Origin of the sequence: Pseudovibrio exalbescens DSM 16456 (genome assembly GCF_000422785.1) — a bacterium.
Classification (GTDB): Bacteria; Pseudomonadota; Alphaproteobacteria; order Rhizobiales; family Stappiaceae; genus Pseudovibrio; species Pseudovibrio exalbescens.
Genome location: NZ_AUGS01000019.1, coordinates 18,790 through 35,416, shown reverse-complemented (window position 1 = coordinate 35,416; position 16,627 = coordinate 18,790). Strand labels below are relative to the sequence as shown.

The 16,627-nt window shown below is 51.9% G+C and carries 13 protein-coding genes; 7 read left to right on the top strand and 6 right to left on the bottom strand.

Annotated features, from left to right (window positions below):
- Positions 1 to 250 precede the first annotated feature (250 nt).
- Complete coding sequence (locus G512_RS0112950) at positions 251 to 2,710, top strand: family 20 glycosylhydrolase (protein WP_028482095.1); 2,460 nt, start codon at positions 251 to 253, stop codon at positions 2,708 to 2,710.
- Positions 2,711 to 2,832: 122 nt separating this feature from the next.
- Here the strand turns inward: G512_RS0112950 and G512_RS0112945 are convergent, their stop codons facing one another.
- The gene (locus G512_RS0112945; protein ID WP_028482094.1) at positions 2,833 to 4,050 is read right to left on the bottom strand and encodes a GTP-binding protein; all 1,218 of its coding nucleotides are present in this window, start codon (positions 4,048 to 4,050) and stop codon (positions 2,833 to 2,835) included.
- Positions 4,051 to 4,136: 86 nt separating this feature from the next.
- On the opposite strand from G512_RS0112945, the gene G512_RS0112940 reads away from it, so the two are divergent.
- Entirely contained in the window at positions 4,137 to 4,781 is a 645-nt protein-coding gene (locus G512_RS0112940) for a DUF1826 domain-containing protein (protein WP_073833468.1), read from the top strand.
- 77 nt (positions 4,782 to 4,858) lie between these two features.
- Here the strand turns inward: G512_RS0112940 and G512_RS21060 are convergent, their stop codons facing one another.
- Positions 4,859 to 6,457, bottom strand: a complete 1,599-nt coding sequence (locus tag G512_RS21060; protein WP_081657481.1) for a serine hydrolase — start codon at positions 6,455 to 6,457, stop codon at positions 4,859 to 4,861.
- A gap of 416 nt (positions 6,458 to 6,873) precedes the next feature.
- Between G512_RS21060 and G512_RS0112930 the strand changes: the two genes are divergently transcribed.
- The 5 genes from G512_RS0112930 (at position 6,874) to arsC (ending at position 12,991) form a co-directional block, all read left to right on the top strand.
- Positions 6,874 to 7,977 carry an efflux RND transporter periplasmic adaptor subunit gene (locus G512_RS0112930; RefSeq protein ID WP_028482092.1) on the top strand — a complete coding sequence of 368 codons (1,104 nt, stop codon included), beginning with the start codon at positions 6,874 to 6,876 and terminating at the stop codon, positions 7,975 to 7,977.
- 12 nt (positions 7,978 to 7,989) lie between these two features.
- Entirely contained in the window at positions 7,990 to 11,088 is a 3,099-nt protein-coding gene (locus G512_RS0112925) for an efflux RND transporter permease subunit (protein WP_028482091.1), read from the top strand.
- 42 nt (positions 11,089 to 11,130) lie between these two features.
- On the top strand, positions 11,131 to 11,463 hold the full coding sequence (locus tag G512_RS0112920; RefSeq protein ID WP_028482090.1) for an ArsR/SmtB family transcription factor: 333 nt from the start codon (positions 11,131 to 11,133) through the stop codon (positions 11,461 to 11,463).
- Positions 11,464 to 11,531: 68 nt separating this feature from the next.
- Positions 11,532 to 12,569 (top strand): ACR3 family arsenite efflux transporter, encoded by a 1,038-nt coding sequence (arsB, locus tag G512_RS0112915; protein ID WP_028482089.1) that lies wholly within the window; start codon positions 11,532 to 11,534, stop codon positions 12,567 to 12,569.
- 8 nt (positions 12,570 to 12,577) lie between these two features.
- Positions 12,578 to 12,991 (top strand): arsenate reductase (glutaredoxin), encoded by a 414-nt coding sequence (arsC, locus tag G512_RS0112910; protein WP_028482088.1) that lies wholly within the window; start codon positions 12,578 to 12,580, stop codon positions 12,989 to 12,991.
- A 42-nt stretch (positions 12,992 to 13,033) separates the two neighbouring features.
- Here arsC and G512_RS0112905 read toward each other — a convergent pair whose 3' ends face one another.
- The 4 genes from G512_RS0112905 to G512_RS22590 all read right to left on the bottom strand — a co-directional run bounded on the left by G512_RS0112905 (position 13,034) and on the right by G512_RS22590 (position 16,513).
- The gene (locus G512_RS0112905; protein ID WP_028482087.1) at positions 13,034 to 13,882 is read right to left on the bottom strand and encodes a fumarylacetoacetate hydrolase family protein; all 849 of its coding nucleotides are present in this window, start codon (positions 13,880 to 13,882) and stop codon (positions 13,034 to 13,036) included.
- 112 nt (positions 13,883 to 13,994) lie between these two features.
- Positions 13,995 to 15,263, bottom strand: coding sequence for a molybdopterin molybdotransferase MoeA (locus tag G512_RS0112900; protein WP_028482086.1), 1,269 nt, complete (start codon positions 15,261 to 15,263; stop codon positions 13,995 to 13,997).
- 10 nt (positions 15,264 to 15,273) lie between these two features.
- Positions 15,274 to 16,194, bottom strand: coding sequence for a DUF707 domain-containing protein (locus G512_RS22180; protein ID WP_073833471.1), 921 nt, complete (start codon positions 16,192 to 16,194; stop codon positions 15,274 to 15,276).
- 85 nt (positions 16,195 to 16,279) lie between these two features.
- On the bottom strand, positions 16,280 to 16,513 hold the full coding sequence (locus G512_RS22590) for a hypothetical protein (protein WP_143181469.1): 234 nt from the start codon (positions 16,511 to 16,513) through the stop codon (positions 16,280 to 16,282).
- Positions 16,514 to 16,627 lie beyond the last annotated feature (114 nt).

Sequence of the window (16,627 nt, the reverse complement as noted above, 5' to 3'; positions counted from 1 at the left end):
TGAATGGTGCCGCTACCTGTATGGCGCTGGTTCATACCAAGGGCTCGAATCCTTCAAGGTAAGCCAAGCAAAACTGAATGATTGGTTCAGACCAACACCAATCTGAGCTTTGCAAAGGACAAACCATGGATACGCAGATGAGAAGATCAGCCCGGCTTCCTGTGAAATATCTACGTAAAAACTTGTATTGAATAAAATTCATTAGCCTTCAAATCATTCCATTTACAACCGAAACGGGAGAAATGGTTTCATGATTTGTCGTATAGCTTCTGCCGCTGTGGCGGGCCTGTTACTCAGCACAAGTGCAATGGCCGGGGCACCTTCGATAGATTTACCCCTCATGCCTTACCCGCAGCAGGTGAACTTGCAAGAAGGGCGGCTTGCAATTGGCAAGGATTTCAAGATTTTTCTTGAAGGATATACATCAGAGCGGCTTGAGGCATTGGCGCGGCGAACAGTAGACCGCATAGAAATGCAAACAGGCTTACCCCTGCTCTCCCCTTGGGCAACTTCAAAGGATGAAGCCACACTGGTCATTTCTGTCAAGGAAGGGCCAAAACAATCCGTTCAGGGGCTGGCCAGTGATGAAAGCTACTCACTTGTGGTCGCCGGAACACAAGCCAAGCTGACTGCTGATCGGCCTTTGGGAGCTATTCGAGGTGTAGAGACGTTTCTACAACTCATCCAAACTGATGCGGCCGGGCATTACATGCCATCAGTAGATGTTAGCGACGCCCCTCGGTTTCCTTGGCGCGGCGCCTCACTGGATACGGCCCGACATTTCATCACACCAGAGACAATCAAGCGGCAAATTGATGGTTTCGCCTCGGCAAAAATGAATGTGTTCCATTGGCATTTGTGGGACGATCAAGCCATTCGTATTGAGCTGGAAAGCTACCCCAAACTCTGGCAATTGAATTCGGACGGTGACTACTACACAAAAGAGCAGATCCGTGAAATTGTCGAGTATGCGCGCCAGCGCGGTGTCCGGGTTATCCCGGAAATTTCCCTACCGGGACATGCGTCTGCGGTTGCCCATGCCTATCCTGAACTCATGGCGGGGCTCGGAGAGCAAGCATACCCTCGGCAGCGTCAGTGGGGTGTGTTCGAACCACTGATGAATCCAACCAATCCTGAATTGTACAAGTTCCTCGAAGCTGTCTTTGCAGAAGTCGTGGACTTATTCCCAGATGCCTATATCCACATTGGTGGAGATGAGCCGAATTACGCCCAGTGGAAGAACAATCCGGAAATTCAGCAGTTCATCAAGGATAAGGGGCTTGATGGTGAACGCGGCTTGCAATCCTACCTGAATGCACGGGTTGAAAAGATCCTTGAAGACCACGGCAAGAAAATGATGGGATGGGACGAGATCTGGCACAAGGATCTACCGAAGTCGATCGTAATTCAAAGCTGGCGTGGTCACGACAGTTTGGGCCGGGCGGCCAAACAGGGTTACGCGGGTGTGTTGTCGACGGGGTTTTACATGGATCAGCCCCAGCCCACCAGCTACCACTATCGTAACGACCCAATGCCACAGGGTTTGTCAGTTGACGATAAGGTTCATGAAGGCGAGCAGTTTGAAAGCTACAGCTGGATCAAACCGCGAGGCAAAGGCGGACCACGCAAAGGTACCTTGACGATTATCCGTGATGAAGACGGCAATGCGCGCGCATTCACTGATTACAATGGCAAGTCCCGCGCTGAAGTAGATATAATCGAATATGAACCGAACAAGAGGTTCCGCGGCGGTTTTGACAACTTCATGTCCTACACCGAGTTCAATCTGTGGATCGAGGATGGGCAGTTTACTGCTGACAGCTATCAACTGGTTGGGAATGTTCGCTGGCCATCCAGTGGCGAGTTGATCGCCTCCACGCAAATGGAAGGCACGTCTGTTCCTGCTCCAAGTGGGGGGTATCCGGTCACGCTCACGGCGGACCAACAAGACTTGATCCTTGGTGGAGAAGCTGCGATTTGGGCTGAAAACTACAATGACCTTACATTGGAAAACCGCATCTGGCCGCGCACATATGCTGTTGGGGAGCGTTTATGGTCATCTGAAGACCTGACCGATATCGACAGCATGTATGACCGGATGCAAGAAGTTGACCAATGGGCGACCGTTTCGGTTGGTCTGGAACATGCGCTCAGACGCGAAAAACAGCTTATTCGGTTGGCCAATGGCGCGGATGTGGAGCCACTCAGGGTTTTGGCCGAATACGCAGAACCCGCACAGTATTATGCGCGCAATTGGGCCAAATACAACGCAACTGAGCCAAAGGGCTTGCTCTATAATCAGTCGGAGAGATTGAACCGTTTTGCGGACGCACTTCCGGTTGAAAGTCTGGCAGTGCGCACTATGGAGCAACTGGCTCACACACCAGATAATCCAGAGGCGCTTTCTGCGCTCAATGAACACCTTCAAAAAGCTATGGAAAGTGCTCGCCGCAGCGCAGATATCTTTGCAGGTAACGTCTCTGCGGTTGGAAGTGTTGAACTCGCCGAACGGCATGTCGCGGTGGCTGAAGCGGCTCTGGCTGTCATTGAAACAGTCAAGAGCGGTGATGAGATAACCGAGGACACCATTGATGCACTAATGGACGTGACTAAGGAGAATGCAGGAACTTACGATGAGTGCATTGTCGCCATCGTGCGTCCAGTTGAAGTGTTGGCGCGCAGCTTACGTGCCGGACTTGCGGACTCGTAGTCGATACCCTCGAAGATGAGCTGGTGCCCGACCGGTCATGATGAAGTCGGTCGGGCATTTTTGATGCAGAGGATTGTTTTCTTGTGGTTCAGCCTGCAATTCTGCCGATCGGCTTTCGGGAGTTACGCAGCACTCTGGAACCAGACGGGGAATGGGTCTTCCTGAGATTGGTGGTGTTTCGGATTGGTCAGATACTCTGCTACGAGGCAAGCATCCAATTGTTTTCGAATGGCGACCTCATCCATATCTTTCGTCAGGCCAATGAACACAATCTCCTGCCGTCGGTCGCCATAGTCAGCATGCCAATTGCGTTTCAAGTGCTTCTCGAACTCACCATCTGTGGGCCATTTATCTGGTTGAACCGATGCCCACCACCGGCCGACGCCCTGATGACGTATGAATGCCCCGGCCTGAGAAATTTCTCCAACATAGTCCGGCCGTGTGGAAATCCAGAAGAAGCCCTTGGCACGAAGGACACCTGACCATGGCTTGTTGAAGAAGGCATGCAACTTCACTGGATCAAAGGGCGCGCGTGTCCGATATACAAAGCTTGAGATTCCGTACTCTTCGGTCTCTGGTATATGATCGGTGAAGTTATACAACTCCTGCGCCCACAATGGGTGGTCTTGCGCTTCTTGCAGATCGAACAACCTCGTATCGAGCACATCATCCAAGTGTACCTTGGACATGGTTGTTTCGATGAGTTTACACTTTGCATTCAAGCCGCGAATGATGCTGCGGACGATGTCCAACTCTTGGGGTGACAATAGATCCGTCTTGTTCAGAACAACAACATTTGCAAACTCGATCTGGTCTACCAGAAGATCGACCAGTGTGCGTTCATCGTGGTCCCCAAGGCTTTCGCCATGATCTTTCAGAAAGTCGGTTGAACTGTAATTCTGGATAAGGCTTGCGCCATCCACGACGGTGACCATGGTATCCAGACGGGCAAGATCGGCAAGGGAATTACCCTGCACATCACGAAACTCGAAGGTAGTGGCGACTGGAAGGGGTTCCGAAATCCCGGTGCTTTCAATGAGCAAGTAGTCGAAACGACCATCGCTCGCAAGCTCTCGGACTTGCATCAATAGGTCTTCACGCAGAGTGCAACAGATGCAGCCGTTGCTCATCTCGACGAGCTTTTCCTCCGTCCTCGACAAGTTGGCTCCGCCTCGGTCAATCAGGTCGGCGTCGATATTTATCTCGCTCATGTCGTTGACTATCACCGCAACCTTTCGGTTCTGACGATTGTTTAGAATATGGTTCAAGAGGGTTGTTTTGCCGGCGCCCAAGAACCCCGAGAGAACTGTGACAGGGAGTCTGGCATCACTTGCGCTCATGTGGTGGTCATCCTTCGCTTGAATTTATAAACGTAATAACATAACAAGTAATAATATAACGAAATCGAATTGCAAGAGTGATTGTCATGCCAACGCCAGAGCATTGTTTCATACCGTCAACGCTTGAAGGATTTTCGGACTTCAAAGCACGAAAGGAGCAGTTGGCGCGCTATGAAAGAGAAGTGCCCAATGGTGCCGATGCTTTCTTCAACCAATTGCTGAAAGCGCCCTTCAGTGTAGGTGGAGCTATCAGCAGAGCGTCTGCATTGCAGGATATTCGCGGCCTCATTGATAGCCACGTTTCGGAAACGACAAAATCTACTGGTTTCTTCAAGCTCTGGCTCTCTGACATGGCGCAATTGTCAGAGCTTTTCTGCACGATACTGGACACGAGCTATATCGGCTTTTGGTTAGGGTCTCGTCGTGGGTGCCGCCGATACCATACGGACAATGTACCCTTCAGAATGCTTGTCACCTATGCGGGGAGTGGAACCGAGTGGTTACCGAAACACGCGATTGATATGTGCGCTTTTAAAAGAGGCGAACCCAATGAAAAGATCATAAAGGACATTTCGGCGCGGCGCTTCTTGAACCCATGGGATGTTGCGGTTCTACGCGGCGGACCAGACGGGCTTTTACATCGCACTCCGGATGACGCGCTTGACGTCCCATCGATATTCATGCGGTTGGATCACCCTGAGTTCTTGGCGAAGGTTCAAGCGAGGTCATAAGCCTTTGGGTGACAAACACTCATGACTCTCCAAAGGGCGGCTATTCAAGACCGCCCTTCCCTTTCTGATGTGGGGCGCTACAGGATACGCTCAAACGCGCCCAAGCCCTCCGAATTCAGGTGCTCTATGACCATTCTTGCTTCGCCAGAGTTTGCGTCCCACGTGAACCTTACCTGCGATTTGGACCCTGCTGGTTGGTTTTCAGAAAATGGTTGAACCGAGAAGACATCTCCATTCCAGTGCTTCATCTTCAGTTCCTGGTTCTTGGGGCCCAAACGCAGAACCAAATCGCCTTCCTCAACCTCAACATAGGCCGAGCCAAAATAAGCGTTTTCATAGTGCCCCAAATAGGCGTTTGTAGCACGCGGCGGTTCAGGGTCTTTGGGCTTTTCGAGTTCAACAAGGCTGCCCACTGGCGCCGTAAGCTGAGCCATGATCTTGCTGTACCCTGAGAGCCAGTCACGACTATCCATGCCAAGCTCTACTCGATCGAGAAATGAGGCCGCAATTGCCTCTGGTACCCCGCTGGGTGCGGCATTGCTGAGAACGACGATGCCAAGATCGAGATCGGGAACCAGGGCCAGTGTCGTGGACGCCCCCAGTGTGAACGCCCCCGAATGGCTGAGTTTTACGCGCCCGGTAGGTCGAACGTCCAACCCAAAACCATACCCATAGGTACTGGTGCGGGCGTTCATCGATCGAGGTCCGCCAATGATGGTCTGAGGAGAGACAGCTGGAAGTAAGGCTGCCTTCTCCAGCACTTTATTATCGCCTACCATCCCCTCGTTCAGAACCATTTGCATCCAAAGTGCCATGTCATTGGCCGAAGAACTTACGCCGCCGGCCGGACTTTGTGCATCAGGTTGGCGTAAATCCGTGACGATGTAACCTCTGTCAGTTTTCATATGGCCGGCTGCTCGATTTTCTTGAGCCATATAGTCAGCGTGGCGCGAACTGGTTGAGGTCATGCCGAGTGGAGAATAAATCGTCTGGTCTGCCAAGCTGGCCCAATCGGTTCCTGCTGAAACTGCTACTGCTTCGGCAGCTGCTGTGAGACCGAAATTTGTGTAAGCATAGTGGGTGCGAAAACTGTGTTTGGGTAGAAGTGCCAAGCGTTCAAGGATTGTGCGCCGATCATACCCAAGATCCTCAAGATCATCTCCTGCGTGATCGGGTAGTCCTGACTTGTGGGAGTAAAGATCTCCAACCGTTACTTGATCGCTGACCCAAGGGGTGCCCATATCAAACCACGGAAGAAATTCGCGAACCGGGCTGTCCCAGCCTATTCTCCCCTTCTCAACTTGCGTTGCGACTACGGTTGCACCCACCGGTTTTGAGAGTGAGGCAAGCAGGAACACGGTATCAGGATCGACCTTCTTCTCTGAACCTGCCGCCCGCTTCCCAAAGCCTTCGGCATAAATCTTCTCCCCCTTGTAAACGACGCTTATTGCCAGCCCCGGAATGCCGCTTTTTTCCAACATGTTTTGAGCCAGTTCATCCAAGGTGCCAACAGCCTTGAGTACGCGTTCCTGCGAAACAGGCAATAAAACGGTCTCGGATGGTGGCTGGTCGGGATTTGGCAAGGCGACCAATGGCTGCAAAGTGTCGGAGTGGACGCTCAAGGTGAGGCCCCAAAAAAGGGCCGCCGCTAAAAACGGAATTGGAGGCAAACGCATGATCGCTCTTTCAAAGGTCAGTTGATCTTATTTGAGATAGCTGGAAGGTTGCAGAGGTAAGAATTCCCTTACGATAGTAAGTATTTTGCGGAATGCAAACGCTTAAGCGCGATGAGAAGAGCTGGCTTGTGACAATTCACTCAGTGATGAAACCGTTTGGCGTCAATGCATGGCCCCTACAATAATCGGCATTCGGGATAAAGCGTCCCTCCTCCCAACACTTTAATACTGTCTCTATGCCATTAAAGTGACCTTAAGTAAGCAGAGGTAGTGTTTGGTGGCCTCAGGGTGCAGGGCGACGTGTTTGCAATCGCTTACGTCGTTGTGAACCAAGACGGACGCCAGAAAAATCAGAAAGAAATCGTCGTTCCAAACACATACTCGAGCCTACCCCATCTGCCACGGAGACGAAAAACATGTATCGATGGATCGCTGGAATGTTGGTGATCGCCGTACTGGCGTTCGGAACCGTTATCGGCTTCAACATTTTCGTCAATCAGAAGATAGAGAGGGCGCTGGCTGACCTGCCCCAACCGACCTATCCGGTGACGACCACAAAACTGGAACCCAAAACCTGGTCGCAGTCCATAAAAGCGATTGGATTCATTGAGCCAAATCAGGGCGTCAACGTTTCTACCGAGGTGTCGGGAACGGTTACGGCGATCAACTTCGAGAATGGCGACACTACGAAAAAGGGCAAGGTTCTGGTGGAGCTCGACAGCTCGGTTCAGCAGGCGGAGTTGAAAGTTCAGCAGGTTCAGGTGCCATCGGTTGAGGCGAACTACAATCGCCAACTCACCCTTTATCAGGACGGCACGGGAACCCAGCGCAGCATGCAGGATGCCAAGTCGGATCTTGATGCGCTGAAAGCACGGATTGGCACGCTACAAGCCGAAATCGCTCAGCGAGAGATCAAGGCGCCCTTTAGTGGACGGCTTGGCATACGCAATGTGGATCTGGGTCAATTTGTTCAAGCTGGTGACAACATCGTGCGTCTTGATGACCTGTCCGTCATGCGAGTGCGCTTCAGCGTGGAACAGGCAGATCTGAGCAAGATCTCGGTGGGACAGGGTATCGAGCTCACCGTTGTGAGTTATCCTGGACGCACCTTTGGCGGAAAGATCAATGCAATTGAACCGGTTGTCAGCAACTCAACCGGTTTGGTGACGGTACAGGCAGAAGTGCCCAACGATGACCGTTCATTGCGCGGCGGTATGTTTGCGAACGTATCGGTGAAACTTGAAAGTCTTCAGAAGCAGGTGGTCTTGCCTCAGACAGCAGTAGTTTATGCGCTTTATGGAGATTCTGTTTATCTGGTCGAAAGCAAGGACGGCCAGTCCAAGGTCCGCCAGGTTACTGTCAATGTTGTAGAGCGAGAAGGCAATCAAGCGCTGATCAAAGGTGACCTGAAGTTCGGCGATACCGTTGTGACCAGTGGCACGCAGAACCTGTCCAATAACGCAGCCGTCAAGGTCGTGGACGACCCGGTCTCGGTACCTGCCAAGATGCCGCAGCTTTAGGGAGTCTGGGTTATGTTTTTTACGGACATATTCATAAAGAGGCCCGTCATGGCGGCCTCGCTCAGCATTATCGTTTTTCTCTTCGGGCTGAATGCCATGGGGTCTCTTGAGGTCCGGCAATACCCAAAGATGACCAATACCGTGATAACGGTCACAACCCCCTATCCGGGGGCAGATCCGTCTCTGGTTGAAGGCGCGATCACGCAGCCGTTGGAGCAAGCTCTGGCACAGGTCGATCGCCTGGATTTCATGACCTCGTCCAGCGAGTTGGGCAACTCCATCATAACCTTGAACATGATGCTGGATACCAGCCCGGAAGACGCGCTCGCCAATGTGTTGTCGCAAATCAACTCGGTCACGAACGACTTGCCGGATGCTGCCTACAACCCATCCGTGACCTCCTCAACCGGGTCCACAACCTCTCTGATGTACATGTCGTTTTTCAGCGAGACGCTGAACTCGAGCCAAATCACTGACTACATCGACCGCGTGGTAAATCCGCAGCTCTCCACTGTGAACGGGGTTTCAAATATCGATCTGCTTGGAGGTTCGCCATTTGCTCTCCGGATCTGGCCGAATCCGGAAAAACTGGGCCAATACGATATCTCGACCGATGATTTGGTCTCGATTCTGCAGCAAAACAACTATCAATCTGCCATTGGTGAGTTCAATAGCTTTCTGACTGTTCTGGAAAGCAGCATTGACAGTCAGGTAAGCGATGTTGCAGGCCTCAAACGACTGGTCATCAAAAGCGAAAACGGTCAGGTCGTGCGGCTTCAGGATGTGGCGGAAGTTTCGCTCGACAGGAGTGATGATGATACGCGCGCTTTGGCCAACGGGCGTCAGGCCGTGATCACAGCCATCAACAATACGCCAAATTCAAATCCTCTCGAAGTTGCCGAAGGTCTGCGCTCGGTGTTTGCGGGTGTTCAGGAGAGCCTACCACCCTCCATACAGGGTAGCATTCTTTACGATTCAACTGTTGCCATTGAAGATTCCATTCGCGAAGTGGTTGTTACCATTGGCGAGGCGGCAGCCATCGTGATTGTCGTGATCATGTTGTTCATGGCGTCCTTTCGCTCGGTGATCATCCCCATTGTGACGATACCGCTTTCGCTTGTCGGCGTTATTGCCGTCATGCAAGCCTTCGGGTTTTCACTCAACCTGATGACACTGTTGGCGATGGTCCTTGCAATTGGGCTGGTGGTGGATGACGCGATTGTGGTGGTCGAAAACGTTGACCGCCACATAAAAAAGGGTCTGAAGCCGTTTACGGCTGCGATTGTGGCGACGCGGGAAATAGCTGTTCCTGTTATTTCCATGACGATTACGCTTGCTGCTGTTTACACGCCGATTGCCTTGATGGGCGGCATTACGGGCGCCCTCTTCAAGGAGTTCGCATTGACCCTTGCCGGATCCGTTGTGATTTCCGGTTTTGTGGCGCTGACCCTATCGCCAATGATGTGCTCCAAGCTTCTGAAACCACAAAGCGAGCCCAGCCGTTTTCAAGCACTCGTTGATCGCACCTTGGAGAGGGTGAGCAATGGCTATCATTCGACCCTCCTTGCAGTATTGGGGCACAGGCGTATTGTGCTTGCCTTTGCCGGAATTGTTTTGGTTTCGCTGCCGGTAATCTTCAGTTTCTTGCCCTCGCAGCTGGCCCCGGATGAGGATCAAGGGGTTGTTGTTGTCATTGGTACGGCACCGTCATCAGCAAATAACGATTACATCGAAGCCAACATGTCTCTGGTCGCGGACATAATCTCCAAACAGCCTCAGGCTGCTGCTTCTTTGGCAATGATAGGTGTGCCAACCAGCAATCAGGGAATGGCGATTGGTCCGTTGATCCCGTGGAGTGATCGCGAACTCAGCCAAAAGGAGATCTCGCAGAAGGTCAACGCTCAGGCCAAGGAAATACCGGGAATTACCGCGACAGCCTACCAAATGCCCTCCTTGCCAGGTGCATCCAGCGGATTGCCGATCCAGTTTGTGATTACCAGCCCCACTGATTTTGAGAGTATCTCGCGGGTCGGCACCGCCATCTTGGAGAAAGCCAAGGCCAGCCCCCTATTCGTTTATGCTGATGTTGACCTGAAATACGATGCTGGCTCCGCCAGCTTGACGATCGACAGAGACGCGGCGGGTGCATATGGCGTGACCATGCAGGCTATAGGCACGACCTTGGGTAGCCTGATGAGTGGAGGTTACATCAACCGCGTCAATCTGGACGGACGTTCCTATGAAGTTATTCCGGAAACCGAAAGGCAATTTCGCGCCAATCCAGACCAAATCAATCAGTTCTATGTCACAGCGCAAGATGGCTCGGCGGTACCGCTCTCCAGCCTTGTATCCTACGATGTATCTGGCCAGCCAAAGTCCCTACCCCATTACAATCAGTTGAATTCGATCACCATTTCAGCCGTTCCCGCTCCCAATGTGGCCATGAGCGAGGCGATCGCGTTTTTTGAAACTGCAGCGCAAACGGATCTGCCACGTGGGTTCAACTATGCTTTTATGGGTGAATCTCGTCAGTTCGTGGAGGAAGGTAATGCGCTTTACATCACGCTGGGGTTGGCCTTGGCCGTCATCTTTTTGGTGTTGGCAAGTCAGTTTGAAAGTTTGCGGGACCCTTTGGTAATCATGTTTACCGTCCCGCTTGCAATCAGTGGCGCCTTGATAGCTCTTGGGTGGTCTCATGTGTCTGGCGAAACATCATTGAACATTTATTCTCAGGTGGGGCTCATCACATTGGTGGGGCTCATTTCGAAACACGGCATCTTGATGTGTGAGATGGCCAAAAATGAACAGATCGAGAATGGGGCATCGAAAACGGATGCAATCATAGAAGCTGCACGGGTGCGGTTGCGGCCCATTTTAATGACTGTTGCTGCCATGATTGCCGGTTTGGTGCCTCTTCTTGTTGCCAGCGGCGCTGGTGCGGCATCTCGGTTCAATATCGGTTTGGTAATTGTTTCGGGGCTCTCCATTGGCACCCTGTTCACACTGTTCGTTCTTCCGGTCATGTACACTTTCATTTCCGCTGGCCATTCACGGCAAGTGGAGATGGAGGAAGAGATGGCTGCAGCGTCTTCGCAGGCACAGCGTCCGTGATACCTCTTGACACAAACTAATAATTTCCATATTTCATGAAATATGGAAACAAGAGAAGCCATATCATCACTATCATCGCTCGCCCATGAACAACGCTTGGCTGTTTTTCGGGTGCTCGTAAAAGCGGGACCCAAGGGCATGATTGCTGGCGACATAGCGAGCCGTTTGGATATTCGCCCAAATACGTTGTCCAACAATTTGGCCATACTTGCTTCTGCGGGCATGGTCCGATCCACGCGCGAAGGCCGGGCGATCCGCTATCATGCCAACATGGAGGGCATGCGCGAGTTGCTCGCATTTTTGATGGAAGACTGTTGTGGCGGTCAGCCCGAGCAATGCCAACCCGTTCTGGATCAAATTTCTTGCAAGTGTTGAGCGGCTTGACGAGATGACAAAGCCGTTTCAACGCCAATCACTCACCCCAAGTCGGGAAAACGCTCTCAATGACTGACATATCCGTTGATACTGGAAAAATGGGCCTGTTCGAGCGTTATCTGACGCTCTGGATTGCTCTTGCTATTGTCTTGGGCATAGCTTTGGGGGCAACGGCTCCCGCCCTTGTTGAACTGGTGGCCTCTGCTGAGGTTGCAAACATCAATCTCGTCGTCGCTGTTTTGATCTGGGCGATGGTCTATCCCATGATGGTTGGAGTTGACTTGAAAGCCATCGGAGGTGTTGCGCGTCAACCCAAGGGCCTTTTGATTACCCTCGCTGTCAACTGGTTGATCAAACCATTTACAATGGCGTTGTTCGCCGTTTTGTTTTTTGACTATGTCTTTGCACCCTGGCTCAGCCCACAGGATGCAGCGCAGTACACGGCGGGGCTTATCCTGCTGGGAGCTGCCCCATGTACGGCGATGGTGTTTGTCTGGTCGCAGCTAACAAGGGGAGATGCCACATACACCCTGGTTCAGGTTTCCGTGAATGATGTCATCATGGTCGTCGCATTCGCGCCCATCGTTGCGCTCTTGTTGGGTGTTACCGATATCGCGGTTCCTTGGCAGACATTGGTCATGGCCACCATCCTGTATGTGGTCTTGCCTTTGATTGCTGGAGTACTGACGCGGCGCAGTTTGAAGACAAGTGCAGCAATTTCAACGTTTTCTGCACGTGTCAAGCCGTGGTCGATCATCGGCCTGATCACCACGGTTGTAATCTTGTTCGGCTTGCAAGGAAGCGTCATTCTTTCCAACCCGCTGGTGATTGGTTTGATTGCGGTTCCCATTCTTTTGCAAAGCTATGCCATTTTCGCGTTGGCATATGGTGCTGCATGGATCATGAACGTGCCCCATCGCATTGCAGCCCCTTGTGCCATGATCGGCACCTCGAATTTCTTCGAGTTGGCGGTTGCTGTGGCAATCAGCTTGTTTGGTCTGCATTCGGGTGCAGCGCTTGCCACTGTTGTTGGTGTCCTAGTAGAAGTCCCTGTCATGCTCTCGCTGGTTGCGTTTGCCAACCGTACCAGAACTCGTTTTGCCTGAGGTTCCTCATGACGATCGTCATTCACCACAATCCTGATTGCGGCACATCCCGCAACGTTCTTGCGATCATTCGCGCAACTGGTGTGGAGCCGGTAGTGATTGCGTATCTGGAAGAGGGTTGGACCAAGCCACAGCTTCGTGGATTGTTTGCCGCAGCCAATCTCACTCCCCGACAGGCACTAAGAACATCGAAGTCTCCGGCTGAAGAACTGGGCCTACTCGATGAAGCGGTAGACGATGAGGCACTGCTTGATGCAATGGTCAAGCACCCCATTCTGGTCAACCGACCGATTGTCTGCAGCCCCAAGGGGGTAAAGTTGTGCCGTCCTTCAGAAGAGGTGCTGGAGCTTCTCGAACCTCGCCCAAAAGGACCGATCTACAAGGAGGATGGTACCTTGATCCTCGGTTCAGAACAAAACTGACGATACCCAAAAAGGGCGGCAGATCGCCGCCCTTTTGCAAGCTTATGCTGAGCCAGCGCCCACAACAACTTGTCGCTGTGTTCCCAGCCCGTCTATGGATAGCTCGATTTGATCACCGGGCTTCAGATAGACTGGTGGAGTTTGTCCCATACCCACCCCAGGCGGTGTGCCCGTTGCGATGATGTCTCCCGGGTGCAAGCTCATGAACTGGGACAGGTAGGCAATGAGATAGGCAACAGGATAAACCATCGTTGCTGTCGTTCCAGTCTGCCGAGGGACCTCGTTCACGCGTAGGTTGATGGACAGATTTTGCGGATTGTCGACTTCATCGGGCGTCACAAGCCACGGGCCCACAGGTCCGAAGGTATCCGCCGACTTTCCTTTGGTCCATTGCCCAGATCTTTGCGTCTGAAACTCACGTTCGGATACATCGTTGACCACGCAATATCCCGCAATATGGTCCAGTGCTTCAGCCTCGCTAACGTATTTGGCATGGCGCCCGATAATAACGCCGAGTTCGGCCTCCCAATCCGTATGGGTGGATCCTCGCGGCAGTTCAATGGGGTCATTTGGACCACTGATTGCGGATGTTGCCTTCATGAATATGATGGGCTCTGGCGGTACATCCATGCCAGCCTCGGCTGCGTGGTCCGAATAGTTCAAACCAATGCAGATAAATTTGCCGCTGTTCGCGACGCAGGGCCCAAGGCGAGTTGAGGCGGGTACTGTTGGCAGCCCATTCAAATTCATCTGATCCAAACTGCGCAGGAACGAAGGATCGAGATGCGCGCCAGAAAGATCTGAAAGGTGTGCAGAAAGGTCTTTGATTTCGTCGTTGAACACAACGCCGGGACGCTCTTCCCCTTTGTTCCCGAACCGTACGAAACGCATTATTTTCTCCCCCCATTTTGTCCCGCAACGCTAGCATGATGTACCACGTTTTCAACCATGCTAAGCCAGTGTCAGTGACCCGCCTGACAACCATGGGAGCGTGGCGGTAGTTTCAGGATATCAGCTCGGAAAGTGGTGCGCTCGCAGAAGGAAAAGGCTTCCAGACGATTGAGGTTCCTGGCGCGATTTTGCCCACGTCAGCAGGAACCATTCCCAAGCCGTCCGCTTGCGATATGGCATGTAACGATGCTGAATTCGACGGCTCGATGCGGTCCAGTTTTACCCGACCTTCACTGTCAAAACCGGCCAATCTGACAGGGAAAAACTCAGATCGTCCTGACTTTCGGTTCCAGTCAAAGGTTGCTGTCCCTGGCATGAACAAGCCTGTCTTTGAGCGTGCACCACTCAGCACTTGTATCTGCTGAGATACGAACACTTCAAAACCAACCAGTGCGGCCAAGGGATTGCCGGGGAGTCCTGTATAAACGGTGGAGCCTATCCGCGCGAACACCACCGGTTTTCCCGGCTTCATGGCAACACGCCAGCTTTCAAGACGTCCCCCTGCCTTTAAAACAGCCTCCTTTAGAAAATCCTTGCCACCTACAGAAACGGCTCCAGAAGAAACAACAAGGTCATACCTGCCTTTGATCGTTTCAAAGAATGCGATGCTGGCATCTGGATCATCGGGAACAATTCCCAAATCATCCACTTGCGCTCCATAGCTTTGTGCGTAGGCGATCAGCATGGGCCGATTGCTATCAGCTATCTGCGAGGCAGAACGCATCGCTCCAGATACAGCGAGTTCATCGCCAGTGGAAAAGATCCCCACTTTGGGTGGTTGGTAGACAGAAACCTGGGAGACGCCGTGGGCGATCAGATGACTGATGTGTCGTGGTTCCAGCCGTGTTCCTTTTGCAACAAGGCGCGTGCCTATCGCAACATTCTCTCCTTTCCGGCGTATGTGAGAGCCATGTACTGGGAGCTCACTAAAAGTGGCGTTCGATCCATCGCAACGAACGTTCTCGATCGGGACGACACTTGTGCACCATTCTGGTACCGGTGCTCCTGTATAGATGCGATAGCATCCCCCATCAGGCTGCCTTGCCTCGGCAAGGGTTCCACCGGCCGAGATCGTTCCATGGATAGGTAGGGACCAGGGCGCAGACCCGCTGAATACTTCTGCTGCCACCGCGAACCCATCCATTGCAGAGTTGTCAAAAGATGGCGACTCTTGTTCCGAAAATTCGTCCCGCGCGAGCACAAAACCAAGAGCATCTGACGACAGTGGGAGAGCATTTGTGCTTTCTACCGGACAGCATTGTGTTGTTGCTATTCTGATCGCTTTTTCTAGCTGGACCAGATGACTAAAACCTGTTTGCACTGAGCCTCACTCAGGGACTGAGTTGTGGAAACCGCATTGCGAATTCACTTTGCAAATTATCTATACGTGAGAGATCGACAGACGCACTTTTGTGGAATATTACGCATTTCATGAAATCACTGAAAATGTCGAAATTGGTAATTGCACGATCCTTAACGTCCTGTTTTATATGGTATAATCCACGAACCAATCCAAAGCCTGTGCTAATTCGTCCCGCGGTCTCATGTTTGCCTTTAAGGCGCCCTGACATTGTAACAGGGGGAGTTGGGACGATATTGAGCAATGCTACTGTTTGCTGCTTTTCATCAGAAATACTTCTGCTTTGGCGTGTCATGTTCTCTTTGAGGAACGTGCCTCTGGGGCGGCTGTGATACATTGGAGTTTGGTCTACGATCGCGATTTTGTTTGCTGGATCTGTCGATAGTAGGTGCCAGAATTGGTCCACGCCAAGGGCCGCGTGACGCTGCTCAAAAAGAGGAAGAACCTTCGTAAGTATCTCTTTTTTCATGATCGGAAGCATGAGTTCTACGAAATTTGTATGCCTGAAAATGAATTGCGGGTTCTGAAGCGTAGGCCGGTACGCGTAAAAACTATTCGGAGTGAGCGCCGGCTGTGCTAGCTCAAAGTTTTCGCTAACAACAATTTTTAGAAAGTCCAATGCGTTTTGCGTTGATGAGACTATATCATCATCCGGAAACCAAAAATAATCGAACTGAGATAAAGTATCGGGATTGTGGCGGAAAAAATCGAAAATTCCTGCCCACTTCCCACCTTCGAAAAAATGGTCAAATGTGGTTGATGTCTGAAGTGAGCATGCAGGCGAGCTGAAACGAGATGTGCAACAGGAAATGCCATATTTCTCTAAATCTGAGAACGTCTGCGTCATCCTTTCGGCACAACGCATAACAATCAGAATCTTGTCCAGCATCATAGTCTCCAAGCAAGCGCTATATATACCACTTTGATTATGGGGCGCCCCAGTTATCAAGGGTGCGATGCTGTCCATTTAAATGTTGTTAGTCAATAGTCCGGCGGAAGCCATTCTCTTTAAGGCGCTTCATGGCCAGCGACATGCTGAAATACTCGCCATCGCTTTTCAGGCATAGGTCCACGACTTTCTGTGGAGTTGCCTTTCCCTCGTGGATTTCTTCGGGAGAGCAATAGATGCTCACGCCGCTTCCGCTCTCCAGTTCTTCCGCCATGACGGAGACCGGCCAATGCTTTATGGTCCCTTCTACAACCGTTTTCATGTCTCTCCCATTCGACCGTTCGGTTGGCGTTTTCGCGCGGTGTGCGAGCCTGCTCGTTTCCGCGCTGAAAAACATCACAGTGCTGATATACTCTCGTTCTAGAGAAAACTGTAC

Coding starts and splice junctions, on each gene's coding strand:
- G512_RS0112950 (WP_028482095.1), top strand. CDS start 251: ATGATTTGTCGTATAGCTTCTGCCGCTGTGGCGGGCCTGTTACTCAGC.
- G512_RS0112945 (WP_028482094.1), bottom strand. CDS start 4,050: ATGAGCGCAAGTGATGCCAGACTCCCTGTCACAGTTCTCTCGGGGTTC.
- G512_RS0112940 (WP_073833468.1), top strand. CDS start 4,137: ATGCCAACGCCAGAGCATTGTTTCATACCGTCAACGCTTGAAGGATTT.
- G512_RS21060 (WP_081657481.1), bottom strand. CDS start 6,457: ATGCGTTTGCCTCCAATTCCGTTTTTAGCGGCGGCCCTTTTTTGGGGC.
- G512_RS0112930 (WP_028482092.1), top strand. CDS start 6,874: ATGTATCGATGGATCGCTGGAATGTTGGTGATCGCCGTACTGGCGTTC.
- G512_RS0112925 (WP_028482091.1), top strand. CDS start 7,990: ATGTTTTTTACGGACATATTCATAAAGAGGCCCGTCATGGCGGCCTCG.
- G512_RS0112920 (WP_028482090.1), top strand. CDS start 11,131: ATGGAAACAAGAGAAGCCATATCATCACTATCATCGCTCGCCCATGAA.
- arsB (WP_028482089.1), top strand. CDS start 11,532: ATGACTGACATATCCGTTGATACTGGAAAAATGGGCCTGTTCGAGCGT.
- arsC (WP_028482088.1), top strand. CDS start 12,578: ATGACGATCGTCATTCACCACAATCCTGATTGCGGCACATCCCGCAAC.
- G512_RS0112905 (WP_028482087.1), bottom strand. CDS start 13,882: ATGCGTTTCGTACGGTTCGGGAACAAAGGGGAAGAGCGTCCCGGCGTT.
- G512_RS22180 (WP_073833471.1), bottom strand. CDS start 16,194: ATGATGCTGGACAAGATTCTGATTGTTATGCGTTGTGCCGAAAGGATG.
- G512_RS22590 (WP_143181469.1), bottom strand. CDS start 16,513: ATGAAAACGGTTGTAGAAGGGACCATAAAGCATTGGCCGGTCTCCGTC.